At 71.5% G+C, this 21,018-nt stretch carries 19 protein-coding genes and 1 riboswitch; of the genes, 9 read left to right on the forward strand and 10 right to left on the reverse strand.

Annotated features, from left to right (window positions below):
• Window positions 1-18: 18 nt before the first annotated feature.
• Window positions 19-666, reverse strand: coding sequence for a MarR family winged helix-turn-helix transcriptional regulator (locus tag MPPM_RS04240; RefSeq protein WP_096483977.1), 648 nt, complete (start codon window positions 664-666; stop codon window positions 19-21).
• Window positions 667-910: 244 nt separating this feature from the next.
• Between MPPM_RS04240 and MPPM_RS04245 the strand changes: the two genes are divergently transcribed.
• The 6 genes from MPPM_RS04245 to MPPM_RS04270 all read left to right on the forward strand — a co-directional run bounded on the left by MPPM_RS04245 (window position 911) and on the right by MPPM_RS04270 (window position 8,061).
• Window positions 911-3,130 carry a glycosyltransferase gene (locus MPPM_RS04245; protein WP_096483978.1) on the forward strand — a complete coding sequence of 740 codons (2,220 nt, stop codon included), beginning with the start codon at window positions 911-913 and terminating at the stop codon, window positions 3,128-3,130.
• A 31-nt stretch (window positions 3,131-3,161) separates the two neighbouring features.
• Window positions 3,162-3,929 (forward strand): glucose-1-phosphate cytidylyltransferase, encoded by a 768-nt coding sequence (rfbF, locus tag MPPM_RS04250; RefSeq protein WP_096483979.1) that lies wholly within the window; start codon window positions 3,162-3,164, stop codon window positions 3,927-3,929.
• On the forward strand, window positions 3,929-5,059 hold the full coding sequence (gene rfbG, locus MPPM_RS04255; protein WP_096483980.1) for a CDP-glucose 4,6-dehydratase: 1,131 nt from the start codon (window positions 3,929-3,931) through the stop codon (window positions 5,057-5,059). The genes rfbF and rfbG overlap by 1 nt, the downstream gene beginning before the upstream one ends.
• On the forward strand, window positions 5,056-6,285 hold the full coding sequence (locus MPPM_RS04260) for a class I SAM-dependent methyltransferase (RefSeq protein WP_096483981.1): 1,230 nt from the start codon (window positions 5,056-5,058) through the stop codon (window positions 6,283-6,285). The genes rfbG and MPPM_RS04260 overlap by 4 nt, the downstream gene beginning before the upstream one ends.
• Window positions 6,286-6,439: 154 nt before the next feature.
• On the forward strand, window positions 6,440-6,973 hold the full coding sequence (locus MPPM_RS04265; RefSeq protein ID WP_096483982.1) for a dTDP-4-dehydrorhamnose 3,5-epimerase family protein: 534 nt from the start codon (window positions 6,440-6,442) through the stop codon (window positions 6,971-6,973).
• Complete coding sequence (locus MPPM_RS04270) at window positions 6,970-8,061, forward strand: NAD-dependent epimerase/dehydratase family protein (RefSeq protein ID WP_096487716.1); 1,092 nt, start codon at window positions 6,970-6,972, stop codon at window positions 8,059-8,061. The genes MPPM_RS04265 and MPPM_RS04270 overlap by 4 nt, the downstream gene beginning before the upstream one ends.
• Here MPPM_RS04270 and MPPM_RS04275 read toward each other — a convergent pair.
• From MPPM_RS04275 to MPPM_RS04300, 6 genes are all read right to left on the reverse strand, one after another.
• A complete protein-coding gene (locus MPPM_RS04275) occupies window positions 8,036-8,434 on the reverse strand; it encodes a response regulator (protein WP_096483983.1) in 399 nt (132 codons plus the stop codon). The genes MPPM_RS04270 and MPPM_RS04275 overlap by 26 nt on opposite strands.
• 304 nt (window positions 8,435-8,738) lie before the next feature.
• Window positions 8,739-10,010 carry an adenosylmethionine--8-amino-7-oxononanoate transaminase gene (locus tag MPPM_RS04280; protein ID WP_096483984.1) on the reverse strand — a complete coding sequence of 424 codons (1,272 nt, stop codon included), beginning with the start codon at window positions 10,008-10,010 and terminating at the stop codon, window positions 8,739-8,741.
• A gap of 196 nt (window positions 10,011-10,206) precedes the next feature.
• Window positions 10,207-13,053: an aminomethyl-transferring glycine dehydrogenase gene (gene gcvP, locus MPPM_RS04285; protein ID WP_096483985.1), complete on the reverse strand. Its 2,847-nt coding sequence runs from the start codon at window positions 13,051-13,053 to the stop codon at window positions 10,207-10,209.
• 242 nt (window positions 13,054-13,295) lie between these two features.
• Window positions 13,296-13,658, reverse strand: a complete 363-nt coding sequence (gene gcvH / locus MPPM_RS04290; protein ID WP_096483986.1) for a glycine cleavage system protein GcvH — start codon at window positions 13,656-13,658, stop codon at window positions 13,296-13,298.
• 26 nt (window positions 13,659-13,684) lie between these two features.
• Window positions 13,685-14,863: a glycine cleavage system aminomethyltransferase GcvT gene (gcvT, locus tag MPPM_RS04295; protein WP_096483987.1), complete on the reverse strand. Its 1,179-nt coding sequence runs from the start codon at window positions 14,861-14,863 to the stop codon at window positions 13,685-13,687.
• A gap of 146 nt (window positions 14,864-15,009) precedes the next feature.
• Window positions 15,010-15,111, reverse strand: a riboswitch (glycine riboswitch).
• A 58-nt stretch (window positions 15,112-15,169) separates the two neighbouring features.
• Window positions 15,170-15,394, reverse strand: a complete 225-nt coding sequence (locus MPPM_RS04300; protein ID WP_017487233.1) for a hypothetical protein — start codon at window positions 15,392-15,394, stop codon at window positions 15,170-15,172.
• Between the two features lie 101 nt (window positions 15,395-15,495).
• Between MPPM_RS04300 and MPPM_RS04305 the strand changes: the two genes are divergently transcribed.
• Window positions 15,496-16,647, forward strand: coding sequence for an aminotransferase class I/II-fold pyridoxal phosphate-dependent enzyme (locus tag MPPM_RS04305; protein ID WP_096483988.1), 1,152 nt, complete (start codon window positions 15,496-15,498; stop codon window positions 16,645-16,647).
• Window positions 16,648-16,653: 6 nt separating this feature from the next.
• Here the strand turns inward: MPPM_RS04305 and MPPM_RS04310 are convergent, their stop codons facing one another.
• Window positions 16,654-17,514, reverse strand: coding sequence for a C40 family peptidase (locus MPPM_RS04310; protein WP_096483989.1), 861 nt, complete (start codon window positions 17,512-17,514; stop codon window positions 16,654-16,656).
• Window positions 17,515-17,827: 313 nt separating this feature from the next.
• On the opposite strand from MPPM_RS04310, the gene MPPM_RS04315 reads away from it, so the two are divergent.
• The gene (locus MPPM_RS04315; RefSeq protein ID WP_096483990.1) at window positions 17,828-18,199 is read left to right on the forward strand and encodes a hypothetical protein; all 372 of its coding nucleotides are present in this window, start codon (window positions 17,828-17,830) and stop codon (window positions 18,197-18,199) included.
• A gap of 56 nt (window positions 18,200-18,255) precedes the next feature.
• Here MPPM_RS04315 and MPPM_RS04320 read toward each other — a convergent pair whose 3' ends face one another.
• Together MPPM_RS04320 and MPPM_RS04325 are read right to left on the reverse strand one after the other, a co-directional pair.
• On the reverse strand, window positions 18,256-18,942 hold the full coding sequence (locus tag MPPM_RS04320; protein WP_096483991.1) for an SDR family NAD(P)-dependent oxidoreductase: 687 nt from the start codon (window positions 18,940-18,942) through the stop codon (window positions 18,256-18,258).
• A 63-nt stretch (window positions 18,943-19,005) separates the two neighbouring features.
• Window positions 19,006-19,722 carry an MgtC/SapB family protein gene (locus MPPM_RS04325; protein ID WP_096483992.1) on the reverse strand — a complete coding sequence of 239 codons (717 nt, stop codon included), beginning with the start codon at window positions 19,720-19,722 and terminating at the stop codon, window positions 19,006-19,008.
• A gap of 295 nt (window positions 19,723-20,017) precedes the next feature.
• On the opposite strand from MPPM_RS04325, the gene MPPM_RS04330 reads away from it, so the two are divergent.
• Window positions 20,018-21,013 carry an AAA family ATPase gene (locus tag MPPM_RS04330; protein ID WP_017487227.1) on the forward strand — a complete coding sequence of 332 codons (996 nt, stop codon included), beginning with the start codon at window positions 20,018-20,020 and terminating at the stop codon, window positions 21,011-21,013.
• The last annotated feature ends 5 nt before the right edge of the window (window positions 21,014-21,018 follow it).

The following is a 21,018-nucleotide window of genomic DNA, read 5'->3' on the forward strand; positions in this document are numbered from 1 at the left end:
GCTCCCAATCGGCGAAGGCTACGACTGCGCCACCGCGTCGGAGGCCGCCGGTCCCAGCAGGACCTCATCCTCGTCGTCCGTCTCGCCGTCGATCTCGGAATCGGCCTCCTCGTGGCCGGTCACGCCCGCGGCTTCGGCGAGGTTGCGGGCGACGCGGCGCAGGAGCTTGCGCAGGCGGCGGCGCTCCTTGTTGTCGAAGTCCTCGAGCAGTTCGGCCTCGACCTCGTCCCAGATCCGCTCGATCGCGGCGGCCTTGGCCAGCCCGGTCTCGGTCAGGCGCACGCGCACGATGCGGCCGTCTCCGGCCTCGGCCCGGCGCTCGACGAAGCCGAGGGCGGCGAGCCGGGAAATCGTCTTGGACGCGGTCGGCGGGCGCACCCGCAGGGTCGCGGCGAGATCGCCCATGGTCATGCTGCCGGCGGCCGCGAGCGCCTGCACCACCTGTTCCTGACCGGCGAACAGGTCGAGTTCGGCGAGCCGGTCGCCGACCCGGGCGCGGTGCAGCCGCGCCGCCTGGACCAGCGCCCAGCCGACGCTCTTGGCCGCCGGGGGGCGCAGCCGCTTGACGGTCTTGCCCGCCTTGTCCTTCTGCACGCTTCGGCCATCCGGCTGGCCGGTGGCCTCGCCGTGCGCCCGCACGGCGACCGCTTCGTTTGCCGCCGACATGATCGGTTTCCCTTCACGGACGCGCGGGCCCTCGAACGCTGCCCGAGAGGATGCCCTTCGGGCGGCCCGCCGGGCAAGCATCTGCCGACGGCCCATGAAACTTCGATGACAGAAGCGTCTCGCTTTGACGCGACCGGGGGGACAAGACACAGCTCTCTCGAGAAATCGCTTCACGCCGCCGCCGATTTCATGGAATCCGACGCCGCATGAGCGTCCACCGCAACCGAGACAACGGGCCGATCCGATGAGGCGCCGCGAGGCGCTCGGCCTCTATCCCCTGCGCGACCTGCGCCGGCCGGCGGACGACGGGGCCTGGACCGCGACCGGCCCGGATCCGGCCTTCGCCCTCGGCCCGGCGGCGGCGGTGGCGGCGCTGTCCGCGACGCGCATCCGCATCCGCTGCCGCCCCGAGGCGGTGCAGCCGGTGCTCGCCGTCGAGGCCGCGGGCGAGGCGGAGCCGCGCCGCTACCGGCTCACCCTGCGGGAGGGCGGCACCGACGACCTGATCCGCCTGCCGCCCGGCACCCGCGCGCTGCGCCTTGAAGCCGCCGAGGCCGGCCCGCGCTTCCGCCTCGACGCCGTGCAGGTCGAGCCCTCGGGCCGGATCGAGGCGGCGGTCCTGTCGGCACGAAGGATCATCGAACGGCTGCCGCCGCAGGAACGTCGGCCGTCGCGCCTCCTGCGGCGCGCCTTCGGGCTGGTGCGTAGCGTGCCGCCGCGGGAGATCTGGCGCCGTCTCACCCGCGCCGCCGGGACCCGGCGCCCACCCGCCACCTACACCGCCTGGATCCGGGAGGTCGAGGCCAGAGCCCTGCCCTCGGCCGAGGCCATGCGCGCCCAGCTCGCGACCCTACCGGAGCGCCCACTGATCTCGCTGCTCATGGTGGCCGGCGAGGCCGATCCGGTTCATCTCGCGGAGGCGGTCGCGAGCCTGCGGGCGCAGATCTACCCGGATTGGGAATTGTGCCTCGTCGCCGAGACAGTCGCCGAGACAGGCGCCGAGACATCGGTCGCGCTCCGGGCACTGGCGGCGGAGGACGACCGCATCCGTCTGCTGTCGCCCGCCGAGAGTGCCGCGACCTCCCGCGACGCGGCGCTGGCGCAGGCGCGCGGCTCCTACCTCGCCACGATGGACCCCGCTGCCCGGCTCGCACCGCACACGCTCCTCGCCCTCGTCCGACGAATCGCTCGCGAGCCTGATCTCGACCTGCTCTACACGGACGAGGACCGGATCGGCGCGGATGGGGCGCGCTGCGATCCCGACTTCAAACCGGACTGGTCGCCCGAGACGCTTGAGAGCAGCTTCTACATCGGCGGGCTCGCCCTCTGCCGCACCGCCCTGGTGCGGGCGGTCGGCGGCTTTCCGGGCGAGAGCCAGGGCGCGCCCGACTACGACCTCGTGCTCCGCCTGACCGAGCGGAGCGACCGTGTCGGTCACGTCGCGCAGGTGCTCTACCATGGCCGCGCCCAGCGCCGCGCCGCCGCGCAGGATCCGGAGGCCGCCGCCCGTGCGCTGACCGGACGCGCCCGGCGCACCGGTGGGCTCGCCCTCATCCGCGCGCTCGGCCCTGAACATTTCGCTCTGCGGCGTCGGCTCGCGTCCCGCCCCCTCGTCTCCATCGTCATCCCGACCGCCGGGCGCGACAGCACCATCGGCGGGCGCAGCGTCGATCTGCTCGCCGCCTGCCTCGCCAGCCTCCGCGGAACCAGCACCTACGACCGCATCGAGATCGTGGCGGTCGACAACGGCGACCTCCGTCCACAGACGCGCGCGGCGATCGAGCGGTTCGAGGCACGGTCCGTCACCTGGGACAAGCCGGTCTTCAACGTCGCCGCCAAGATGAACCTCGGCGCCCGGGCGGCCGAAGGCACGGTGCTGGTCTTCCTCAACGACGACATCAGCGTCATCACGCCGGACTGGATCGAGGCGATGCTGGCGCAGCTCACCATCCCCGGCGTCGGCGCGGTCGGCCCCAAGCTCCTGTTCGAGGACAACAGCCTGCAGCATGCCGGCGTGGTCTTCGGCGAAGGTCTGCCGGACCATGTCCGCCGCGGGTTTCCCGGTGACGATGCGGGCTACAACGGCTCCAGTCTCGCCAACCGCAACGTTCTCGCCGTAACCGGCGCCTGCGTGATGGTGCGCCGCGCCGATTTCGAGGCGATCGGCGGCTTCGACGAGGGCTACGCCGTCAATTACAACGACATCGACCTCTGCCTGCGCCTGCGCGAGCACAACCTGCGCACGGTCTATTGTGCCGAGGCCCGGCTGCATCACTACGAGAGCCGCAACCGCGTTCCGACCGTCGATCCCGCCGAGCAGGCGCGCTTCCGCAAGCGCTGGGGCGAGCAGCTTGCCCGCGACCCGTACTACCCGGACCCGTTCGGCATCCGCCCGCCGGCCTTCGAACTCGATGCTGAGCGGTTTCCGCTCGCCGCGCGGCGCATGGTAGAGGCGTGGCGATGATGGCGACGACGCAGACACTCGGAGACCGACGGTGAAGGCCGTGATCCTCGCGGGCGGGCTCGGCACGCGGCTCTCGGAGGAGACCGTGGTGCGCCCCAAGCCGATGCTGGAAATCGGCGGACGGCCGATCCTCTGGCATATCATGCAGATCTTCGCCGCCCACGGCGTGACCGAGTTCGTGATCTGCCTCGGCTACAAGGGCTACGTCATCAAGGAGTTCTTTCTCAACTACCGGCTGCACCTGAGCGATGTCACGCTCGACCTCGGCCGGGGCGACGTGCAGTTCCACCGCTCGGCCGCCGAGGACTGGAAGGTTTCGCTAATCGAGACCGGCGACGCCACCATGACCGGCGGGCGGCTCAAGCGGGTGCGCGACTATCTCGGCGAGGACGACTTCTTCATGACCTACGGCGACGGCGTCGCCGACATCGACCTGACCGCCCTCGCCGCATTCCATCGGGCGCACGGGCGTCTTGCCACCCTGACGGCCGTGGTGCCGCCCGGCCGCTTCGGCGCGCTCGATCTCGCGGGCGACGCGGTCCGCAGCTTCCGCGAAAAGCCGGCGGGCGACGGGGCGACCATCAACGGCGGCTTCTTCGTGCTCTCGCCGGATGTGCTCGACCGGATCGAGGGCGACGCCACCGTGTGGGAGAGCGAGCCTCTGGAGAGCCTCGCCCGTGACGGGCAGCTGCACGCCTACCACCACACCGGCTTCTGGCAGGCGATGGATACGCTGCGCGACAAGAAGCATCTCGAAGAACTCTGGGCCCGCGGCGACGCCCCGTGGAAGGTGTGGTGATGGGTGCGCTCAATCCCGATCCCGCCTTCTGGGCCGGACGGCGCGTTCTGCTCACCGGACATACCGGCTTCAAGGGCGCGTGGCTGAGCCTGTGGCTCGCCCGGCTCGGCGCCCGCGTCACCGGCTTCGCCCTGCCGCCCGAGACGCAGCCGAACCTTTTCACGGCGATCGGTTTTCCGTCCGAGCAGTCGCGGATCGGCGACATCCGCGACCGAGCCGAGCTGTCCGAGGCCGTCGCGGCGGCCGAGCCCGAGATCGTGATCCACATGGCCGCCCAGGCCCTGGTGCGGCCCTCCTACGCCGACCCGGTCGGGACGTTCGCCATCAACACCATGGGCACCGTCCACCTGCTGGAGGCGGTGCGGGGCGCGCCCGGCGTGCGCGCCGTCGTGGTGGTGACGAGCGACAAGGCCTACGAGAACCGCGAATGGCCCTACGCCTACCGCGAGACCGAGGCGATGGGCGGACGTGACCCCTACAGCGCCTCGAAGGGCTGCGCCGAACTCGTCACGAGCGCCTACCGCGCCTCGTTCTTCGGTCCGGGCGGCCACCCGGCGCGGATCGCCAGCGCCCGGGCGGGCAACGTCATCGGCGGCGGCGACTATTCCCTCGACCGGCTGATCCCCGACATCGTGCGGGCGTTCGGAGCGGGTGAGTCGGTGGAGATCCGGGCGCCGCACGCGATCCGCCCGTGGCAGCACGTGCTGGAGCCGCTGGCCGGATACCTGCGGCTGGCCGAATGCCTCGCGGGCGCGGGCGGCGAGGGCTTCGCGGAGGGCTGGAATTTCGGGCCGGCGGACGAGGATTGCCGGCCGGTCGCGACCCTCGTCGAGCGGCTGGCCCGCGGCTGGGGCGACGGCGCCGGCTGGCACCTCTCGCAAAAAACCCATCCGCACGAGGCGACCTATCTCAAGGTCGATGCCTCGAAGGCGCGCGCCCGGCTCGGCTGGGACCGGCGCCTGCCGCTCGACACCGCGCTCGACTGGACCGCGGCGTGGTACCGCGCAGCCGCCGCCGGCGCCGATCCTCGGGCCCTGGCCGAGGTCGAGATCGCGCGTTACGAGGCGCTGGGCCAGCCCGGAGCCGGGGTCGGCGCCCAAGCCGGAGTTCAAGCCGGAGTCCTCGCGTGATCGCCCCGACCTGCCGCGCCTGCGGCGCTGCCCTGACCCGGACCTTCTGCGATCTCGGCCTGTCGCCGCTCGCCAATTCCTACGTCACGCCGGAGCGGCGCCACCGGGGCGAGGTCTTCCACCCGCTCCACGCCTATGTCTGCGACGCCTGCTGGCTGGTGCAGCTCGAAGCCTTCGAGAGCCCCGAGGCGATCTTTTCCGACTACGCCTACTTCTCCGGCTTCTCCGCCGGCTGGCTACGGCACGCAGAAGCCTATGTCGACGCGATGATCGCGCGCTTCGGCCTCGGGCCGGACAGCAAGGTCGTCGAGGTCGCGAGCAACGACGGCTACCTGCTGCAATACTTCGTCAGGCGCGGCGTGCCGGTGCTCGGGGTCGAGCCGGCGGCCAACGTCGCCCGCGTGGCGGTGGAGCGCGGCGTGCCGACGGAGGTCGCCTTCTTCGGCCGCGAGACCGCCCGGCGGCTCGCGGCAGAGGGCCACGGGGCGGATCTGACGGCGGCCAACAACGTGCTCGCCCACGTGCCCGACATCCTCGATTTCGCGGCGGGTTTCGCCGAGATCCTGAAACCGGAGGGCGTGGCAACGTTCGAGTTCCCGCACCTGCTGCGGATGATCGAGAGCCGGCAGTTCGACACGATCTACCACGAGCACTTCTCCTACCTCTCGCTCGGCGTCGTGATCGGCATCCTTCGCCAACAAGGCCTGCGGGTGTTCGATGTCGAGGAATGGCCGACCCATGGCGGCTCGCTGCGCGTCTTCGCCTGCCATGAGGCCGCATCCCACCAGCCAACCCCGGCGCTGGAGCATGTGGTGCTCAGCGAGTGGGGGGCGAAGCTGTTCGATCCGTCCGGCTACGACGGCTTCGGGCAGGCGGTGGCCGACATCAAATGCGCGGCCCTGCGTTTCCTGATCGAGGAGCGGGCGGCGGGCCGCACGGTCTGCGCCTACGGCGCGGCGGCCAAGGGCAACACCTTCCTCAATTATTGCGGCGTCAAGCCGGAGCTGATCCGGGCGGTGGCCGACCGCTCGCCGCACAAGCAGGGCACGTGGCTGCCCGGCAGCCGCATCCCCGTGGTCTCGCCCGACGACCTTCTCGCGCTGCGCCCGGACACCGTGCTGATCCTGCCCTGGAACCTCAAGGACGAGATCGCCGGCGAGATGGCCGCCATCCGTGAGTGGGGCGGGCGCTTCGCCGTGGCGATCCCCGAGCTGACGGTGTTCTGATGGCTCTCCCCGTCCTCGCGAGGCGGAGCCGAAGCAATCCGGGGCACGGTCTGTCCGGAGCACCCTGGATCGCTTCGCCACCCCGCGCGATGACGGCGGCGTGGAGGGAGACGGCCGAAGACCCGGTTGCGGGTCGCAACGATCCGGTCGTCCCATGATCTTCGAGGAACTCGAACTCCCCGGCCTGTTCCGCGTGACGCCCGAGCCGCATGCGGACGAGCGCGGCTTCTTCGCCCGCACCCATTGCGAGAGCGAGTTCGCGGAACACGGGCTGATCGGGCGCTTCGCGCAGTCGAGCGTGTCGTTCAACCATCGCCGCGGCACCGTGCGCGGCATGCATTTTTCGAGGGCACCGCACGCCGAGACGAAACTCGTGCGCTGCACGGGCGGCCTGATCCGCGACGCGGTGATCGACCTGCGGTCCGAATCGCCGACCTACCTGCGGACCCTGCAGGTGACGCTTTCGGCCGCCAACCACCATGCCCTCTACATCCCGGCGGGGTTCGCCCACGGATTTCAGACGCTCAGCGACGACGCGGAAGTCCTCTACATGATCGACCGGCCCTTCGTGGCCGCCGCCGCCGACGGGGTGCGCTGGGACGATCCCGCCTTCGGGCTCGCCTGGCCCGAGCCGGTCACGGTGATCGCGCCGCGCGATCTCGCCTTTCCCGATTGGGCGGGGCGTTGAAGCGGGTCCTCGTCACCGGCGCGGCCGGCTTCGTCGGCCGCCACGCGGTCGCGGCGCTCACCGCCCGCGGCTTCGAGGTCCATGCGATCGGCAGGACGGCGCCCGCGGGCGTCCACGCCTTCCACGCCGCCGACCTGCTCGATCCGGCCCTACGGCGCGCCGCCGTGCGGGCGGCGGGCGCGAGCCACCTCCTCCATCTCGCCTGGATCACCACGCCCGGCCGCTACTGGCAGGCACCCGACAACCTCGACTGGACCGCGGCGAGCCTCGACCTCGTGCGGACGTTTCGCGAGAGCGGCGGCACCCGCGCGGTCGTGGCCGGGACCTGCGCAGAGTACGACTGGACCGAAATCGCGCGACTTCCTTCGCCCGGCTCCGCCGGCGAGGATCGCGACGGCCCCGCTGTCAGCGCGACGCGTGAGAGCCCGGATGAGCGGGCGGCACCGATGGAGCCGTCCGAGGAGAAGCGCCCTCGGCGGCAATCCAGTTCCGGGCCTACGGCGAATGGGGCTGTGGCCGAGATCCGAGACGGTCGATTGGCGGAGGCAGCCCCCTGCCGGCCGGCGACGCTCTACGGTGCGGCCAAGGATGGTCTGCGCCGCGTCCTGCAAGCCTACGCCGCCGAGGCCGGACTCTCCCTCGGCTGGGGGCGGCTGTTCTACCTCTATGGTCCCGGCGAAACCCCGGGCCGGCTCGTCGGCGACGCGGCGCGGGCGCTGCTCCAGGGCGCGCGTCTTGCCACCAGCGAGGGCCGGCAGCGGCGCGATTTTCTCCACATCGCGGACGCGGGCGGCGCCTTCGCGGCCCTGCTCGACTCGGCGGTGGAGGGCCCCGTCAACATCGGCTCCGGCGAGGCCGTGCCGGTCCGCGAGCTTCTGCAAACGGTCGGTGCACTTACCGGCCGGACCGACCTGATTGATTTCGGCGCCCGCCCGCTCAGCCCAACCGAGCCGGCCTGCATCGAGGCCGACATCCGGCGCCTGGCGGAGGAAGTCGGCTTCGCTCCGCGCTACGGCCTCGCACGGGGTCTGGCGGAGACGGTCGCGGACGGGCGCGCCGCGCTCAGCACTGCGGCATCAGCCCCTTGAGGCGGGCCAGGATGTCCTCGCCCGCGCAGGGACGAGCGATGAACTGAGCGCCCGCCGGCATTCGCTCGGGATCGGGCGAGGCGCGGCCGGATACGATCAGGATCGGCAGGTTCGGCCGGGCCTGGGCGACGGAGGTCGCGAGTTCGAACCCGTCGACGCGGCCCGAGAGCTGCACGTCGGTCACGAGGCCGCAGATATCCGGCCGGGCCTGGAGGATCGAGAGGGCGCGCTCGGCGGAGGCGCATTGCACGGTGTCGTATCCCCCCTCCTCCAGCACGTCGCCGAGGTCCATGATGGTGAGGGCCTCGTCCTCGACGAGGAGGATGACGGGACGGTCGGATTCCGGATTCGTCGTCTCGGTCTGGCTCGCCACCTTAAGCTCTCCCCAATTTGCTCCAGCGACCCAAGCTGTTCGCAGACTTGTTGTTCGCAGACCCGTTGTTTGCAGACTTGGCCGTTTCCCATGGCGGGAACCGCTGCGCTGCGATGATCCAACGAGTAACCCCGCTGCGGGTTGCAGGGTCCCGTGGCAGGGCTCCATGACAGAGTTTCGTGACAGGGTTCCTGGCGGTCCGTACCGGACAAGCCTGCAAGCTCCGCGCCGCGAACCGGGCGAGGCGAGCCGAACTCGCGCCTCATCCGGTTGATCCGGCCGGGACGGCGAGTCTCGACCTGGCTCAAGCGTCGCGTGGGCCGGTCGATAGGGTGGACTCGGTCACCGCCGTCACCGCCCCGATCAGGCGATCGAGGTCCGCCTCGTCGATGGTGAGCGCGGGAGTGAGATAGACGATGTCCCCGAACGGCCGCACCCAGACGCCGCGCTCGACGAAGCGCCGCTTCAGGTCGGCGAGGTCGGGGGCCTGCGCGAACTGCACCGCGCCGATGGCGCCGAGCACCCGCACGTCCCGCACCCCGGCGAGCCGGCGCAGGGGCGCGAGACCCGCCTCCAGGCGCGCGGCGATGGCGCGAACTTGGGTCAAGCGCGGCTCGATCTCGAACAGGTCGAGGCTGGCATTGGCGGCCGCGCAGGCGAGCGGGTTCGCCATGAAGGTCGGGCCGTGCATCAGCGCCGCCGCGGGGTCGTCCGACCAGAAGGCGGAGAAGATCTCGGTGGTGGCGACGGTGGCGGCGAGCGCCATCGTGCCGCCGGTGAGCGCCTTCGACAGGCAGAGGATATCGGGCACGACGCCCGCCTGCTCGCAGGCGAACATCGTCCCCGTGCGGCCGAACCCCGTGAAGATCTCGTCGGCGATGAGCGGCAGGCCGTGGCGGCGGGCGAGGCGCGCGACCGTGGCGAGAACCTCCGGCGGATGCGCCAGCATCCCGCCGGCGCCCTGCACCAGCGGCTCGACGATCACCGCCGCGAGCTCGTGGCGATGGCGGGCGAGGGCCGCGTCGAGCGCAGCCTCCGCCTCGGCCGTGCGGGGCAGATCGCAAAAAACCTGGCTCGGCAGGTAGGTGCCGAAGCGGCGGTGCATCCCCTCCTCCGGGTCGCAGGCCGACATCGCGCCCATCGTGTCGCCGTGATAGCCGCCGCGGAAGGCGAGCACCCGCGTGCGGCCGGCCTCGCCGCGGTTGAGCCAGAGCTGCACCGCCATCTTCAGGGCGACCTCGACGGCGACCGAGCCGGAATCGGTGAAGAAGACGTGGTTGAGATCGCCCGGCAGCAGCGCGGCGAGGCGTGCGCCCAGCCGCTCGGCCGGGGCATGGGTGAGCCCGCCGAACATGACATGCGGCATGCGGATGAGCTGGTCGGCCATCGCCGCCGCGATGTGCGGGTGATTGTAGCCGTGCACCGCCGTCCACCACGAGGCGATGCCGTCGATCAGTTCGCGCCCGCCCCTGAGCGTGATGCGCGTCCCCCGCGTCGCGATCGCCTCCAGGGGCGGCGCGGCGGTTTTCATCTGGGTGTAGGGGCGCCAGAGGTGGTGGCTGTCGAGCGCGGTCATGCGCGGGGATTGAGGGGTGGCGCGGACGGAGTCAAACGCGTCAGCCCTTCCCTCTCCCCTCTGCGGGAGAGGGTGGCCCCGAAGGGGTCGGGTGAGGGGCTGACTCCGCACTCTTCGGAAGCGTCGCCCCCCTCTCCCGCCTGCTCCGCGGGCACCCTTCCCCGCAAAGGGGGGAGGGTGTCCATGCGGCGCAGCCCTACTCCGCCGCCTCGCCGTAGGCCTCCGGCGGCGGGCAGGAGCAGACGAGGTTGCGGTCGCCGTAGGCGTTGTCGACGCGGTTCACCGGCGGCCAGTACTTGTCCATACGCAAGGATCCCGACGGGAAGCAGGCCGCCTCGCGGGAATAGGGCCGCTCCCAGGCGCCGATCAGGTCCTGCACCGTGTGCGGCGCGTTCTTGAGCGGGTTGTTCGTCCGATCCATCCGCCCCTCCTCGATCGCCCGGACCTCCTCCCGGATCGCCAGCATGGCGTCGCAGAAGCGGTCGATCTCGGCCTTGGTCTCGGATTCGGTGGGCTCGATCATCAGCGTGCCCGCCACCGGCCAGCTCATCGTCGGCGGGTGGAAGCCGCAATCGATCAGGCGCTTGGCGATGTCCTCGACAGTGACCCCGGCGCTCTTCTGGAAGGGGCGGACATCGACGATGCACTCGTGCGCCACGCGCCCATTCCGCCCGGCATAGAGGATCGGGTAGGCGCCCGAGAGCCGTGCCGCGATGTAGTTGGCGTTGAGGATCGCCACCCGCGTCGCCTGGGTCAGGCCGCGCCCGCCCATCATCAGGCAGTAGCTCCAGGAAATCGGAAGGATCGAGGCCGAGCCGAAGGCGGCAGCCGAGACCGCGCCCTCCTCGCCGGTGCGCGGATCGGAGGGCAGGAACGGGATCAGGTGGCTCTTGACGCCGATCGGTCCCATGCCCGGACCGCCGCCGCCATGCGGGATGCAGAAGGTCTTGTGCAGGTTGAGGTGGCTGACATCGGCCCCGATATCGCCGGGCCGGGCCAGCCCGACCATGGCGTTGAGGTTGGCCCCGTCGAGATAGACCTGGCCGCCATGCCGGTGGACGATGTCGCAGAGTTCGCGCACCCGCGCCTCGAACACGCCGTGCGTCGAGGGATAGGTGATCATGCAGGCGGCCAGCTTGTCCGCGTGCTGCTCGGCCTTCTTCGCGAAGTCATCGACGTCGATGTTGCCGTGTGCGTCGGCGCCGACCACGACAACACTCATGCCGCACATCTGCGCCGAGGCCGGATTGGTGCCGTGGGCGGAGGACGGGATCAGGCAGACCGTGCGATGCCCCTCCCCCCGCGACAGGTGATAGCCTCGGATGGCGAGCAGCCCCGCATACTCGCCCTGCGCACCCGAATTCGGCTGCATCGAGATCGCGTCGTAGCCGGTGATCGCGCAGAGCTTTTGGCTGAGATCGTCGATCAGCTCCCGGTAGCCCAACGCCTGTTCCTCGGGGACGAAGGGGTGCAATTCCGAAAATTCCGGCCAGGAGATCGGCAGCATCTCGGCGGTGGCGTTGAGCTTCATCGTGCAGGAGCCGAGCGGGATCATCGCCCGGTCGAGCGCCAGATCCCGATCCGCGAGGCGGCGCATGTAGCGCGTCATCTCGCTCTCGGCCCGGTTCATGTGGAAGATCGGGTGGGTCAGGTACTCTGAGGTCCGCTCCAGATCCGCGGGCAGGCGCGGCTCCGGGTAGGTCTCGTCATAGGCGAGATCGGTGCCGCCGAAGGCGCGCCAGACCGCCTGCAGGATGTCGGGCCGGGTGCGCTGATCGACGCTGATGCCGACACGGTCGTGGCCCACCTTGCGCAGGTTCACCCCGTTCTCGACCGCGCTCTTCAGGATCACGCCCTGGAACGCGCCGACCCGCACGGTGATGGTGTCGAAGAAGTGCTTCGGCTCGACGGTGAAGCCGAGGCGCTCCAGCCCGGCGGCGAGACGCACCGCGTCGCGGTGGACCCTCAGGGCGATGGCCTTGAGTCCGGCCGGCCCGTGATAGACCGCGAACATCGAGGCGATGACCGCGAGCAGCACTTGGCTGGTGCAGATGTTCGAGGTCGCCTTCTCGCGCCGGATATGCTGCTCGCGGGTCTGGAGCGCGAGGCGATACGAGCGGTTGCCGCGGGCATCCACCGACACGCCGACGATGCGGCCGGGCAGCGCCCGCTTGTGGGCGTCGCGGGTCGCCAGATAGGCGGCGTGCGGGCCGCCATAGCCCATGGGTACGCCGTAGCGCTGCATCGAGCCGACGGCGATGTCGGCGCCCATCTCACCCGGTGCCTTGAGGAGCGTCAGCGCCAACGGGTCGGCGGCGACCACGGCGAGCGCGCCGGCCTCGTGCAGCCCGGCGATGACCTCGGAGAAATCGTGAACCGCGCCGTTCACACCGGGATACTGGAACAAGGCCCCGAAGACGGCGGACGGGTCCAGATCCGAAAACGGATCGCCCACGACGATCTCCCAGCCGAGCGGCGCCGCGCGGGTCCTCAGCACGGCGATGGTCTGGGGCAGGCAGTCGCGGTCGACGAAGAAGGCCGTCCGGTCCGATTTCGCCACGCGGCGCGCCATGCCCATGGCTTCCGCCGCGGCGGTGGCCTCGTCGAGGAGGGAGGCGTTGGCCACGTCGAGCGCGGTCAGGTCGCAGACCAGGGTCTGGAAGTTGAGCAGCGCCTCCAGCCGGCCCTGGCTGATCTCGGGCTGGTAGGGCGAGTACGCGGTGTACCAAGCCGGGTTCTCGAAGATGTTGCGCTGGATCGCCGGCGGCATCGTCGTGCCGTGATAGCCCTGGCCGATCAGCGAGACGAGCAGCCGGTTCTTGTTGGCGGTGGCGCGCAGCTTCTCCAGGGAGCGCCGCTCGGTGAGCGAGGCGCCGAAGTCGATGTACTCCGCCTGCCGGATGTCGGGGGGCAGGGTCTCGTCGATCAGCGCGTGCAGCGACTTGGTGCCGACCGTCTCCAGCATCTGGTCGATCTCGGAGAGCTTCGGCCCGATATGGCGCCGGGCGGCGAAATCGAAGGGATCGTGGCGATCGTATTTCATCGGATGCCTCTCGGGCGAAAGCTTCGGCTTTCCCTCTCCCCTTCGCGGGAGCGGGTGCTCGCGGAGCGGGCGGATGAGGGGCCGGCTCGGGTCCCTCCGGACATGGCGCTCCCCTCTCCCGACCCTCGCTGACGCGAGGGCCACCCTCCCACCCCCCAATCCGGGCCTGCCCGACTTGGGCAGATGCTTTCCGGATTTCGGGCAAGCCGGAGATCCGTCGGGGGAAGGGATTGGCGGACGCGCTACTTCGCGAACGCGGCGTAGGCCGCCTCGTCCATCAGCGCGTCCATGGCGGAGGCGTCGTCGAGCTTGAGCCGGTAGAGCCAGCCCGCGCCCTGCGGGTCGGCCCCGACCGAGGCCGGATCGGACAAAGCCGCCTCATTGACCTCGGTCACCTCGCCGGAGAGCGGCGCGTAGACGTCGGAGGCCGCCTTGACGGACTCGACCACCGCCGCCGCCTCGCCCTTGGTGAGCCGGGCGCCGACCTTCGGCAGCTCGACGAAGACGAGGTCGCCGAGCTGTTCGGCGGCATGCGCCGTGATGCCGACCGTGGCGACGTCGCCGTCGAGGCGCAGCCATTCGTGCTCGTCGGTGAAACGCAGCATGGTTCGAACTCCTGGTCTGAAGACAATCAGCCGCGCTTGAAGCCGGCCGGGACGAAGGGGAGCGGGGAGACGACGAGGGGCAGACGCTGTCCGCGCACTTCCGCGAAGATGCGGGTGCCGGGGGCGGCAAGCGCCGCCGGCAGGGTGCCCATGGCGACGGGCGCGCCGAGGGTCGGGCCGAAGCCGCCGGAGGTGACGCGGCCGATCGGCTCGCCGCCGGCCTCCGCGGCAAAGAGCGGGGCTTCCGCCCGCACCGGCGCGCGGCCCTCGGGGCGCAGGCCGACGCGGCGGTGGGCCGGGCCCGCCTCCATCTCGGCAAGGATGCGGTCCGCGCCGGGAAATCCGCCCTCGCGGACGCCGCCCCGGCGGCGGACGAGTGAGATTGCCCAGGCGAGGCTCGCCTCGACCGGGCTGGTGCCGGCGTCGATGTCGGCGCCGTGCAGGGGAAGGCCGGCTTCGAGGCGCAGGGAATCGCGGGCGCCGAGGCCTACGGGCATCACCTCGGGCGCGGCGAGCAACGCCTCGGCCACCGCCTCGGCGCGCTCGGCCGGCACGGCGATCTCGAACCCGTCCTCGCCGGTATAACCGGAGCGGCTGACGAGGCAGGGCGTACCGAGGATATCGACCGCGCGCACATCCATGAAGCGCATCGCCGCGGTTTCCGGGGCGAGGCGGGCGAGCACCTCGGCGGCCTTCGGCCCCTGCAGCGCGATCAGCGCGTCCGGCACGAGCGCCACGTCGATGCTCTCGGGGCAATTCGCCCGGATGCGCGCGAGGTCGGCGGCCTTGTTGGCGGCGTTGACGACCACGTGGAGCCGGTCGGGCAGGCGCGCCACCATCAAGTCGTCGAGGATGCCGCCGGCCTCGTCCGTGAGAAAGCCGTAGCGCTGGCGCCCGATTCCGAGGCCGAGGATGTCGATTGGGATCAGCGCTTCGAGAGCATGGGCCGCATCGGCGACATCACCGGAGCGGGGCGTCACGGCGATCTGGCCCATATGCGACACGTCGAAGAAGCCGGCCGCCGCCCGCGTGTGCAGGTGCTCCTTCAAGAGCCCTGCCGGGTATTGCAGCGGCATCGCGTAGCCCGCGAACGGCACCATCTTGGCGCCGAGGCGCAGGTGGAGCGCGTGCAGCGGCGTCTGGGCCAGCAGATCAGCAGGGCTGGGGGCGGCAGGGCTCACGGCCCCGGAAGCTTGCGGACTCATCGGGCACTCCACGACAGACGGATCTTGCCCGCCGGCCGGCTGGCAAGTTGCCCCCATCTGTCGCGCTTACCTGAGAGCTTCCCTCACCCGTGGCCGAGCGAGGTTTCTCCTTCGGTGGACGCCGGACGGCGCCTCTCTCCAGATTGTCCAACGATACGGTGATTGTGCCTGAGAGTTTCCGGGGGTGGTTGCTCCGTCGGCGCCATAACCTCTCTTCCGAGCGGCCTGGGCTCTCCCGTATCGTCTGTATCGGACGGCCTGACGCTCGCACGGTGCGAACCGCGCCGCAAGCCGCCCGCGTGACGATCACCACCGCATGTTGCGGAAGCGGCAGTAGCCGCGGAAGGACTGGTAGCCCGCCGGGCAGCGGCGGACGCAGGCCCCGGCCGCATATTTCAGCGGTGGCCGGCAGGCATTGCGGAAGCGCTGCTCGCCGAACAGGTAGGATTGGGCCGGACCGGCGGAGGCCGGTACCGTGATCGCGAAGGCACCGGCCAGGAGCAGGACAGCCAGGATGAGGCAACGCAGCATGGCGGCGTGTTCCGAGAGAGGTGGAGCAACGCGCCGCCCCGCGCCGGGTTCACGCCGGCCGGCGGCTTGACATCCCCCGGGACCCGTCGCCTTCAGGCGCCATGTCGCCGAACCACTCGCACAGCCTCGACGCCTTCGCCGCGGAAAAGCTCGCCGGCCTGGAGGCCGCCGCCCTGCGCCGCCGGCTGGTCGTGACCGCCCGCGGCGCCGAGGCGGCGGCCGAGCGGAGCGGCCGCCGCCTCGTCTCGTTCTCCTGCAACGACTATCTCGGCCTTGCCCACGATCCGCGGGTGATCGCGGCCGCCTCCGATGCCCTCGCGCGTTACGGCGCGGGCGCGGGCGCCTCCCGGCTGGTGACCGGCAACGCCCCTCCCCTGGCGGCGCTGGAGGCGCGGCTCGCCCGGCACAAGGGCAAGGAGGCGGCCCTGGTCTTCGGCTCCGGCTACCTCGCCAATCTCGGCATCGCCCCGGCCCTGGTCGGCGCGGGAGACCTGATCCTGATCGACGACCTCGGCCATTCCTGCCTGTTCGCGGGAGCGAAGATGTCGGGCGCACAGGTCGTACGCTTCGCCCACAACGACGGCGCGCAGCTGCGCGCCCTGCTCGCCGAGCATCGCGGCGCGGCGCGGCGGGCGCTGATCCTCACCGAGCGGGTGTTCAGCATGGACGGCGACCGGGCGCCGCTCGCCGAGATCCTGGCGCTCGCCGGCGAGTACGATGCCTGGACGCTGGTGGACGACGCCCACGGTCTGGGCGTGGTCGAGCCCGGCTCGCGGGCGCCACTCGAGATGGGGACGCTGTCGAAGACGCTCGGCTCCTACGGCGGCTATCTCTGCGCCTCGCGGCCGGTGATCGACCTGCTGACGAGCCGGGCCCGCAGCTTCGTCTACACCACCGGCCTGCCGCCGGCCTCCGCCGCCGCCGCGCTCGCCGCCCTGGAGATCGTCGAGGCCGAGCCGGAGCGCGCCGCCCGCCCCCTGGCCCTCGCCCGCCGCTTCACCGCGCGGCTCGGGTTGCCGGAGGCGGAGAGCCCGATCGTGCCCGTCCTCGTCGGCGAAGCCGAGGCGGCACTCGCCCTCTCGGCGGCTCTGGAGGCGCGCGGTTTCCTGGTCGTCGCGATCCGGCCGCCGACGGTAGCGGCGGGCACGGCACGCCTGCGGGTCGCCTTCTCGGCCGCCCATGACGAGGGGCAGGTCGATGCCCTCGCCGAGGCCGTGGCCTCACTGGCCCCCGATCGCGTCCGCGCCGGCTGAGCGCCCTCAGGCGACCGGATCGAGCCGCCGGATCGAGGTGACGGCGCCGAAACTCTTGGCGGCGATGCGCTCGACCGCCTCGCGCAGCGGCTCGACCGCCACCGCCATGTGGTGGCCGTTGGCGTGGATCAGCCGATCAGCGTCGAGCATCAGCCCGACATGGCCCTTCCAGAACACGAGATCGCCGCGCCGGAGCCCATCGAGCCCCGGCGGCAGGGCGTTGCCGAGCGCCCGCTCCTGCTGGTCGGCATCGCGCGGGCAGGCGCGTCCCGCCATCTGCAGGCAGAGTTGGACGAGGCCGGAGCAATCGAGGCCGAGGCTGGTGCGCCCGCCCCAGAGATAGGGCGTGCCGACGAGCCGCTCGGCGGTGGCCGCGAAATCCGGTTCGACGGCCCCGAGCGGCGCGGCGTGCCCGGCGAAAACGAAGCCGCCGCCGGCGAGCTGCCAGTACTCGCCCTCTTGCACCTGCGCTGCAAAGGCGGCGCCGAGGCTCAGATGAGCAACATGCGGGCGCTTCAGGTCGGGCGCCGGATAGACGAAGGTGCGCAAGCTCGCGACCCGGTGGGTCGGCGCCGGATCGGCCGGCCCAAGCGCCGCCTCCGGCAGGTAGCCGACGTAACCGTCGCGAACGATCTGGACCCACGCGAAGCCGTGGCGGATCTCGAACACCGTCACGGCATCGCCCATCACCGCCTCGGTCTCGAGCCCGGCCTCGAGACGCGGCGCGCGGCGCAGCGGGGCAGCGGGAACGACGACCCGCGCCGGCTCTCCGGCAACGTAGCGCTCTGCCGCGACGATGCCCTTCAGGCGAAGGTCGGCGAGGTCGGGCCGGGCCGGAGTGAGGCGGGGGTCGGGAGCGTCTGGCATCGTGGGACGTGGGACTGACGCAGGATCGGGGCGGGATTGGGGATGCGCTCGCTCGCAGCGTACGATTTCCGCCGCCCCGGTCGACCGAATCGCGGGTCACGCCATTTGCTGCGCCGCCGCGACACTTTGACCGTCGCGTGTCGAACCCCGCCGGAAGGCCGCGTCAACGAATGTGCTGGCGGCGCTCCTTGTCGGCGCGCATCCTGCATGCTCGACGAGCGGGGCGTCCGCCCGGCAGCCATGCGGCCGGCGGTCCGTCACGTCCGATTTGTGTGCAATGCACAAATCGGGCGGGCCGTCCTAAGATCGGTGCATGAAGACCGCGAGTCGTGCCGTGAAAAGAACCCCGAAGAGCTTCCAGGATCTGCCTCCGATCCGGGTGCGGCGCGAGCCGCCGACCGTCGCCGAGGCGGTCGCCGCCGCCCAGGACCTTGCCGACGACGTCGAGCAGCAGGTGGAGATCGCCTGCGGGCTGATCGGCCTGAGCGCGGACGAGGTGCGCCCGCACGTGGTCGCCGCGGCCAAGGCGGCGGCGGCGCGGCCCGCGCACCGGCCCCAGGAGCAGCGCATCCTGGCGCCAGCGAGCCCCAACCGCGCCCCGCCGCGTGCCGTCATCGTCGAGCGGCGCAGCCGCCCGACCGTGGTGGTCGAGCGCCGCAGCCGGCCCCTCGACACGCGCCGCTGAGCCCTCTTCCGCGCCCTTCCGGCGGTCGCGGTAACCGGTCGGAGGGAGGCCCAGGCTCACCAGGGCAGCGCCTCGCCCCGGTAGTCGAGGAAGGCGAGATCGGTCCGGCCGGCCCTCGCCTCGATCACGTCCGCCAGCCCGGCCGCGCTCGTGGCGACGTCGAGGTCGGCGCCCTCGCCGCCCATGTCGGTGGCCACCCAGCCCGGATGCAGCAGCAGCACGCCGAAGCTCCGCTCGGCGTGGCGCGCGGCGAAGCTCCGGGCATTGGTGTTCAGCGCCGCCTTGCTGGCTCGATAGTTCTCCCAGCCGCCCTCGGTGTTGAGGCCGACGCTGCCGAGCACCGAGGACATGAAGGCGAGTGTGCCACCGGGCAGCAGCCTGTCGCTGAAGGCCTCCGCGAACAGGATCGGGCTCACCGCGTTCGTGAGAAGGACCTGGGCGTGGACCGCCCGCGGCACCGTGTGAAGCGGCCGGTCCGATTCCCCCAGGACGCCGGCCACGACGAAGATCAGGTCGAAGGTTTCGCAATCCAGCCGGCCGTGCAGGGCGGCAACGGACGCATCGTCATCGATATCGACCGTCTCGACCCGTACCCCGCGCGTCGCGAGCCGTTCGAGGCCGGGCGCTCCCCCGCGCCGGGTTGCGGTGACCCGCCAGCCACGCCGCAGGAAGGTCTCGGTGAGGCCGAGCCCGAGGCCGCGAGAGGCGCCGACGATCAGGGCGCTTCGTTCGGGATTCGTCATCGTCGCTGGACCGTGCTCGCACCGGGATACGCGTGTCGCCGTAGGCCCCGGCGCGGGGCCCGATCAATCGCCCGTCTGCACCGTCCACGTGGCGTGGCGCACCTCCGGCCGCTTCTTCAGATCGGCCACCACGGCGTCGAGATCCTTGGAATGGACCGTCGTCGCGGTGAGTGTGGCGATGACGTCGACGGTGGTCTCGCCGCGCTCCTCCACCTCCGTGGTGCCGACGGGGTAGTCCGCCGCCTCCAGGCGCTCCACCAGCAGGTCGCGGGCGAGACCGGCCGCTTCGGCGGGCACCGTCACCTGCACCTCGTAGGTCGCCTCCGTCGCGCTCTCGTCGATGGGGATGCGGTCGATCAGGTTGACGAGCGGGCGCAGCAGCGTGTTGCCCGCGAGCACGGCGATGGTGACGAAGCAGGCCTCCAGCGGCAGGTCGGCTCCGGAGAAGGCACCGACGGCGGCCGAGCACCAGAGGGTCGCGGCGGTGTTGAGGCCGCGCACGTTCATGCCCTCCTTCATGATGACGCCGGCGCCGAGGAAGCCGATGCCGGAGACGACGTAGGCCACGACGCGGGTCGCTCCCTCGCCGCCGGTCAGCCGCATCCCGAGATCGACGAAGGCGGCGGCGCCCAGCGCCACCAGCACGGCGGTGCGCAGGCCCGCGCTGCGCTGCCGGTACTGCCGCTCGACCCCGATCAGGGTGCCGAGGCCGAAGGCGACCGCGAGGCTGATGCCGGAATTCAGGGCTTCGGGCGTGGGGAAGGGAAACGGGCCGGGCATCGGACCTTTCGGGGAGTGGTTCGGTATCGCAGGTTTTCCCCGCTGTCGCACAAGCGTGACGGTTGCGTGACGAAACGTCACCGATCTGCGTGCGCCCGCTCGAATGCGGTCAATTTGCCCGTGGCCAGGGTCATGGCGCGGGATTGACGCGGCGACCGGGCAGCGGGCACACCGGCAGGATTGTGGGACCCATAAGAAAAACCCACGCTGAGGAGACGCACATGCGGCAGGATCGTTCTCCTGCGACGATGGCCGAGGTTCGACCGGCGCTCGGGGCGCTGGCAGAGGCGCGCGCATGAGCGTCGAGGCACTCGCCCGTCCCGCGGCGGAGCCGGCGCCCGTCCGCGACCGCATCCTCCAGCTCCGCGACGGATTGAGCCATGGCCTGATCGGCGCCGACAAGCTGGTCGAGCGCCTGCTGATCGGGCTTCTGACCGGCGGCCATCTGCTGATCGAGGGCGCTCCGGGTCTCGCCAAGACCCGCGCGGTCAAGCGTCTGTCGGACGGGCTCGACGGCTCCTTCGCCCGCGTGCAGTGCACGCCCGACCTGATGCCGGCCGACCTCACCGGCACCACCGTCTGGCGCCAGGATGCGGGCACCTTCGAGTTCCTGCCCGGCCCCCTGTTCCACTCGCTAATCCTCGTCGACGAGGTGAACCGCGCCCCGCCCAAGGTGCAGTCGGCGCTGCTGGAGGCCATGGCGGAGGGGCAGATCACCGTCTCCGGCCACACCCACCGCCTGCCCGACCCCTTCATGGTGGTGGCGACGCAAAATCCGATCGAGCACGCCGGCACCTTCCCGCTGCCGGAGGCGCAGCTCGACCGCTTCCTGCTCCACGTCGTCGTCGAGATGCCCGACGAGGCCTCCGAGCGCCGCATCCTCGATCTCGTCGAGGGCGAATTGAATCACCACGCCGAGGCGATGCCGGTGAAGCTCTCGGTCGCCGAGGTGATCGCCGCCCGCGAGGCCGCGCTCGCCACCTACGTTTCGCCGGCCCTCAAGGACTATCTCGTGCGGCTCGTGGCCGGCACCCGCGGCGACAGCGTCGCGCCGGAGCTGCGCGCGGCGATCGAGCACCCGGCCTCGCCGCGCGGCACGCTCGCCCTGATGGTCGCCGGCAAGGCGCGGGCCTACCTGCACGGCCGCGACCACGTCGTGCCCGAGGACATCGCGGAGTTGGCCGCCGACGCCCTCTCACACCGCATCGGCCTGACTTGGCGCGCGGCGGCCGAGGGGCGCACCACGCGGGGCATCGTCGGCGGATTGGTCGAGCGGACACGGGCGCTGTAGCCGCC

The sequence above is a fragment of the Methylorubrum populi genome (assembly GCF_002355515.1).
GTDB lineage: Bacteria > Pseudomonadota > Alphaproteobacteria > Rhizobiales > Beijerinckiaceae > Methylobacterium > Methylobacterium populi_A.

Bases quoted from the DNA above. Each gene is read 5' to 3' on its own strand.
- rfbG (WP_096483980.1), top strand. From the start codon at position 3,929: ATGGGTGCGCTCAATCCCGATCCCGCCTTCTGGGCCGGACGGCGCGTT.
- MPPM_RS04265 (WP_096483982.1), top strand. From the start codon at position 6,440: ATGATCTTCGAGGAACTCGAACTCCCCGGCCTGTTCCGCGTGACGCCC.
- gcvP (WP_096483985.1), bottom strand. From the start codon at position 13,053: ATGAAATACGATCGCCACGATCCCTTCGATTTCGCCGCCCGGCGCCAT.
- MPPM_RS04315 (WP_096483990.1), top strand. From the start codon at position 17,828: ATGAAGACCGCGAGTCGTGCCGTGAAAAGAACCCCGAAGAGCTTCCAG.
- gcvT (WP_096483987.1), bottom strand. From the start codon at position 14,863: ATGAGTCCGCAAGCTTCCGGGGCCGTGAGCCCTGCCGCCCCCAGCCCT.
- MPPM_RS04305 (WP_096483988.1), top strand. From the start codon at position 15,496: ATGTCGCCGAACCACTCGCACAGCCTCGACGCCTTCGCCGCGGAAAAG.
- gcvH (WP_096483986.1), bottom strand. From the start codon at position 13,658: ATGCTGCGTTTCACCGACGAGCACGAATGGCTGCGCCTCGACGGCGAC.
- MPPM_RS04330 (WP_017487227.1), top strand. From the start codon at position 20,018: ATGAGCGTCGAGGCACTCGCCCGTCCCGCGGCGGAGCCGGCGCCCGTC.
- MPPM_RS04280 (WP_096483984.1), bottom strand. From the start codon at position 10,010: ATGACCGCGCTCGACAGCCACCACCTCTGGCGCCCCTACACCCAGATG.
- MPPM_RS04245 (WP_096483978.1), top strand. From the start codon at position 911: ATGAGGCGCCGCGAGGCGCTCGGCCTCTATCCCCTGCGCGACCTGCGC.
- MPPM_RS04320 (WP_096483991.1), bottom strand. From the start codon at position 18,942: ATGACGAATCCCGAACGAAGCGCCCTGATCGTCGGCGCCTCTCGCGGC.
- MPPM_RS04325 (WP_096483992.1), bottom strand. From the start codon at position 19,722: ATGCCCGGCCCGTTTCCCTTCCCCACGCCCGAAGCCCTGAATTCCGGC.
- MPPM_RS04240 (WP_096483977.1), bottom strand. From the start codon at position 666: ATGTCGGCGGCAAACGAAGCGGTCGCCGTGCGGGCGCACGGCGAGGCC.
- MPPM_RS04310 (WP_096483989.1), bottom strand. From the start codon at position 17,514: ATGCCAGACGCTCCCGACCCCCGCCTCACTCCGGCCCGGCCCGACCTC.
- MPPM_RS04300 (WP_017487233.1), bottom strand. From the start codon at position 15,394: ATGCTGCGTTGCCTCATCCTGGCTGTCCTGCTCCTGGCCGGTGCCTTC.